General features: G+C 71.0%; 5 protein-coding genes. 2 read left to right on the forward strand and 3 right to left on the reverse strand.

Annotated features, from left to right (window positions below):
• The 3 genes from PLL68_RS12080 to PLL68_RS12090 form a co-directional block, all read right to left on the reverse strand.
• Positions 1–615: MBL fold metallo-hydrolase (locus PLL68_RS12080; RefSeq protein WP_324534417.1), on the reverse strand; the 615-nt coding region annotated here is incomplete at its 3' end.
• 14 nt (positions 616–629) lie between these two features.
• Positions 630–1,724 carry an S-(hydroxymethyl)mycothiol dehydrogenase gene (locus PLL68_RS12085; protein ID WP_324534407.1) on the reverse strand — a complete coding sequence of 365 codons (1,095 nt, stop codon included), beginning with the start codon at positions 1,722–1,724 and terminating at the stop codon, positions 630–632.
• 204 nt (positions 1,725–1,928) lie between these two features.
• Positions 1,929–2,876, reverse strand: coding sequence for a type IV toxin-antitoxin system AbiEi family antitoxin domain-containing protein (locus PLL68_RS12090; protein ID WP_324534411.1), 948 nt, complete (start codon positions 2,874–2,876; stop codon positions 1,929–1,931).
• 317 nt (positions 2,877–3,193) lie between these two features.
• On the opposite strand from PLL68_RS12090, the gene cysS reads away from it, so the two are divergent.
• Together cysS and PLL68_RS12100 are read left to right on the forward strand one after the other, a co-directional pair.
• Positions 3,194–4,627 (forward strand): cysteine--tRNA ligase, encoded by a 1,434-nt coding sequence (gene cysS / locus PLL68_RS12095; protein WP_324534413.1) that lies wholly within the window; start codon positions 3,194–3,196, stop codon positions 4,625–4,627.
• A gap of 3 nt (positions 4,628–4,630) precedes the next feature.
• On the forward strand, positions 4,631–5,433 hold an 803-nt coding region (locus PLL68_RS12100; protein ID WP_324534415.1), incomplete at its 3' end, for a TrmH family RNA methyltransferase.

Raw genomic sequence — 5,433 nt, forward strand, 5'->3', positions numbered from 1 at the left:
CGGGGCCTCGTCGCCGATCGTCGTCGTGTCGCCGTGGCCGGTGAGCACGACGGTGTCGGCCGGCAGGGTCAACAGGCGCTCACGGATCGAGTCGATGATCGTCGGGAAGTCGCTGAACGAGCGCCCCGTCGCGCCCGGGCCTCCGTTGAACAGCGTGTCCCCGCTGAGCAGCACCCCGAGCGCCGGCGCGTGCAGGCAGCACGCACCGGGCGCGTGGCCCGGGGTGTGCAGCACGGTCAGCTCGACGTCGCCCACGGTGAAGACCTGGCCGTCGGTGAGCTCGCCACCGGGCGGCTCGGTCTGCGACTGGTCCCACAGCACCCGGTCGTCCGGGTGCAGGGATGCCGTGGCACCGGTCGCGCGCACGAGGTCACCGACCGCGTTGACGTGGTCGTTGTGGCCGTGGGTGCAGACGATCGCGACGACCCTGCGCCCACCGACGGCCTCGAGGATGGCGGGTGCGTCGTGCGCGGCGTCGACGACCAGCACGTCGCTGTCGTCACCGACCAGCCACACGTTGTTGTCGACCTCCCACGAGCCCCCGTCGAGCTCGAACACCCCGGAGGTGACCACCCGCTCGACCCGCACGCCACCCGGCGACGGTGCGACCGGCATCCGGCTGTGCGAGCTCACTGGCCCTCACCCATGACGACGACGGAGCGCAGCACCTCGCCACGGTGCATCTTGTCGAAGGCGGCCTCGACGTCGGTGATGCCGATGCGCTCGGTGACGAAGGCGTCGAGGTCGAACCGGCCTTGGCGGTAGAGCTCGACGAGCATCGGGAAGTCGCGCGAGGGCAGGCAGTCGCCGTACCAGCTGGACTTCAGCGAGCCGCCGCGACCGAAGATCTCGATCATCGGCAGGGTGACCTGCTTGTCGGGGGTCGGCACGCCGACGAGCACCACCGTGCCCGCGAGGTCGCGGGCGTAGAAGGCCTGCTCGTAGGTCTCGGGACGGCCGACGGCCTCGACGACGACGTCGGCGCCGTGCCCGCTCGTGAGCGCGCGGATCGCCTCGACGGCATCCTCGGTGCTCGAGTCGACGGTGTGGGTGGCGCCGAAGGCCTTGGCTGCCTCGAGCTTGCGGGCGTCGACGTCGACCGCGATGATCGTCGTCGCTCCGGCGACCTTGGCCCCGGCGATGGCCGCGTTGCCGACCCCGCCGCAGCCGATGACGGCGATCGAGTCGCCGCGGCCGACGCCGCCGGTGTTGACGGCCGCGCCGAAGCCGGCCATGACCCCGCAGCCGAGCAGGCCGACCGCAGCGGCATCCGCCCGGTCGACCTTGGTGCACTGCCCTGCGGCGACGAGGGTCTTGTCGATGAAGGCGCCGATGCCCAGGGCCGGGCTCAGCTCGGTGCCGTCGGTCAGGGTCATCTTCTGCTTGGCGTTGTGGGTGGCGAAGCAGTACCAGGGCTTGCCCTTGAGGCAGGCGCGGCACTGGCCGCAGACGGCCCGCCAGTTGAGGATCACGAAGTCGCCCGGGGCCACCTCGGTGACGCCCTCGCCGACCGCCTCGACCGTGCCGGCGGCCTCGTGCCCGAGCAGGAAGGGGTAGTCGTCGTTGATGCCACCCTCGCGGTAGTGCAGGTCGGTGTGGCAGACCCCGCACGACTCGACCTTGACGACGGCTTCACCCGGCCCGGGGTCGGGAACGACGATGTCGACGAGCTCGACCTCGGCTCCCTTGGATCGGGCGATGACTCCCTTGACGGTCTGTGGCACGGGTACTCCTCGGGTCGGCGACGGTGCTGACGAGCCCTCGCGGGCGCTGGCGTCACGCTAGCCGCCGCTCTCGGATGCCGGTAGGCCGGGTCGGTGGGGTCAACTTCTCCGCCCTCCCTGTGATGACGGAGAAGTGTGTTCGCGGCGGAGACATATGTCCGTCAGCGTGCGACTTCCCCGCCGTCACCGTGATGACGGAGAAGCTCAGGTCAGCTCGACCCGGCGATTGCTGGCACGGGCCAGCGCCGATCGCACCAGGGCGTCCACACGGCGAGGGTGGTCGAGGTCGGCCCAGGTCAACCGGACCACCTCGTAGCCCAGAGCCCGGAGGGCATCCTCGCGACGCTTCTCGGCAGCCAATGCCTCCCGGCCGTCCTTGCCGGCGTACTTCACGAGCCCGTCGAACTCCACGATCACGCGAGAGCCCACGAGGAAGTCGGCGCGGGCCATGACCGTTCCGGCGGCGTCGGTGACTCGCACCTGGCTGCGCGGGGCATGGCCCAGGTCGATCAGCAGCAGCCGGGTCCGGGTCTCGCCGACCGATTCGGCCAAGGGGTCGCACGCGCGCAGCCATCGTTGCGCCCGCAGTCCCCGGCGCGCAGTAGGTGCCAGGTGCCCGATCATCTCGACCACGTCGTCGATCTGGACTCGACCGGTCGCCAGGGCCCGGTCCGCGGCGACCATCACTGGCAGACGGCCCTCTCGGAGCGCAACCTGCGCGAGGGCGACGGCAATCGTGACGCTGCGGCATCCGTCGACATCCACCACGGGCAGTGACGGGTCGGCCGCATGCACGCGAAGGGCTCCCTCACGGCGCACCCTGCGCACCAGTCCGAACAGGTCGACGACGTCATGCGGCACGCCGAACAGTGGGAGCCCATGCACGGCGAGGGCGCTCTGGTGGGTGGCGGCCTCGCCCGGCGCGTTGCCGCGGGTGCGCAGAACGGCCCTGGTCATCAGAGCGAGTTGTTGCTCGGGTGTGGCGCCGGCCCAGTCGGAGGCGACGACGAAAGAGCCGCGTCTTACTCGGCGCAGCACCCCGGCGCGCAGGAGGGCAGCGAGGGCGTGGGGGTCGACGTCGGCGTGGTGGACGTCCTGGCTCGCGATGATGCCGTTGTTGGCGGCTGCCAGGGCGAGGAGTCGGTCGGACATCCCTCGATCCTGCCCGCCCGGCGGGGATCCACGGAGTTGTCCACAGAGCGAAGTGAGAAGTTTCCGACCCGATGCGGGCGGCATCCGAGGTGGGGGAGGTCGGGAACGTCTCCGCCGTCACTGGGACGGCGCAGATCATGGGCCAGGGCGGAGATATACCTTCGCCTCGGCGCCACGAGACCGCCGTCACAGGGGTGGCGGAGAAGAGGCGCGGCAGCCTGACAGGGGTGGCCGAGCAGGGGCATCGCCACCTGATCCGGATGCCGGTCGCGGGCTTCGCGGAATCGGTGCACCCGCCGCGCCGGTAGCCTTACCGGGTGACTCTCAGGCTTTTCGACTCCCTCACGCGCGAGTTGCGTGACTTCGTCCCCGTCGTGCCCGGCAAGGCGGGGATCTACATCTGTGGGCTCACGACCCAGGCACCACCCCACCTCGGCCACGTGCGCTTCGCCGTGGCGTTCGACGTGCTGCGCCGCTGGCTGGCCCGTGGGCACGGCTACGACGTCACGCTCATCCGCAACGTCACCGACATCGACGACAAGATCCTCGCGAAGTCGCTGGAGTCCGGCGAGGCCTGGTACGCGGTGTCCTACCGCAACGAGCTCGAGACCTCTGCTGCGCTCGCGTCGCTCGGAGTGCTGCCCCCGACCTACGAGCCGCGCGCGACCGGGCACGTGCCCGAGATGGTCGAGCTGATGGCGGCCCTCGTCGAGCGGGGTCACGCCTACGCAGCCGCCGACGGCAGCGGCGACGTGTACTTCGACGTGCGCAGCTGGTCGGACTACGGCGCGCTGACCCACCAGAAGGTCGACGACATGGTCGACGCCGAGGATGCCGACCCGCGCGGCAAGCGCGACCCCCGTGACTTCGCGCTGTGGAAGGGTCACAAGGCCGACGAGCCCCCGACCGCGTCGTGGCCGACCCCGTTCGGCCCGGGCCGCCCGGGCTGGCACCTCGAGTGCTCGGCGATGGCCCGCAAGTACCTCGGTGACACCTTCGACATCCACGGTGGTGGCGTCGACCTGCGGTTCCCGCACCACGAGAACGAGCTCGCCCAGTCGCGCGCGGCCGGTCTCGGCTTCGCCAACTACTGGCTGCACAACGCCTGGGTGACGCTGCACGGCGAGAAGATGAGCAAGTCGCTCGGCAACTCGTTGCGGGTCAGCGAGGTCGTCAAGGAGCACCGCCCGCTCGCGGTCCGCTACTACCTCACGGCTGCCCACTACCGCTCGACGATCGAGTTCCACGCCGGGTCGCTCGAGGAGTCCGACACGGCGGTCCAGCGGATCGAGGGGTTCCTGCGTCGTGCGCTGCCCGGCATCCTCACGGCCCTGCCGACGGGCGACGAGACGCTGCCCGAGGACTTCCGCGAGGCCATGGACGACGACCTCGGCGTCTCCAGTGCCCTCGCCGCGGTGCACGAGGCCGTCACCACCGGCAACACCGCGCTCGACGACGGTGACCACGAGGATGCCGCTGCCGTCGCCCGCGTCGTCATCGCCATGACCGACGTGCTCGGCGTCAACCCGCTCGACCCCGCGTGGTCCGCCGGTGACTCCTCGGCGGCGGATGCCCTCGCGAGCCTTGACTCACTCGTCAAGGAACGCCTCTCGGCCCGGGCCCACGCCCGTGCCGCTCGTGACTACGACACCGCGGATGCCATCCGCGACGAGCTCGCCGCCGCAGGCATCGCGCTCGAGGACACCGCCGCCGGGGCCCGCTGGTCCTTGGCGCGGGGACGGAGCGAATGACTCATGGCCGGTAACTCCCAGCGCCGCGGCGCGATGCGCAGTTCGAGCAAGAAGGGCCCGCAGGTCGGCTCCGGAGGTCAGCGACGTCGTGGGCTCGAGGGCAAGGGCCCGACGCCCAAGGCGGCCGACCGCCCGAACCACAAGGCACACAAGATGGCCAAGGCGGCGGACCGCCGCAGTGGCGCAACGGGTGGGCGCACGAGCACGCGCAAGAACAAGGCGAGCAGCGAGATGGTCGCCGGGCGCAACTCGGTGCTCGAGGCCCTGCGCGCCGAGGTGCCCGTCACGACGATGTACGTCGCCGGACGGATCGACTCCGACGACCGGGTCCGTGAGGCGCTCAAGCTCGCCACCGAGCGCTCCATCCCCGTGCTCGAGACCCCTCGCGGAGAACTCGACCGCCTCACCGACGGAGCGGTGCACCAGGGCCTGGCCCTTCAGGTGCCGCCCTACGAGTACGCCCACCCCAGCGACCTCATCGATCCCGAGGCCCCCGGCATCCCGCTCGTCGTCGCGCTCGACGGCATCACCGACCCGCGCAACCTCGGTGCGATCGTGCGTTCGGTCGCGGCCTTCGGTGGGCACGGTGTCGTCGTGCCCAGCCGGCGCTCGGTGGGCATGACGGCCTCCGCGTGGAAGACCTCCGCCGGAGCGGCAGCCCGCATCCCGGTCGCCCAGGCCACCAACCTGACCCGGGCTCTCGAGGACTACCGCAAGGCCGGCTTCTTCGTCATCGGCCTCGACATGGACGGCGACGTCGAGCTGCCCGACATGGAGCTCGCGTCGGAGCCGATCGTCATCGTCGT

The sequence above is a fragment of the Ornithinibacter sp. genome (assembly GCF_035443565.1).
Lineage (GTDB): Bacteria > Actinomycetota > Actinomycetes > Actinomycetales > Dermatophilaceae > Fodinibacter.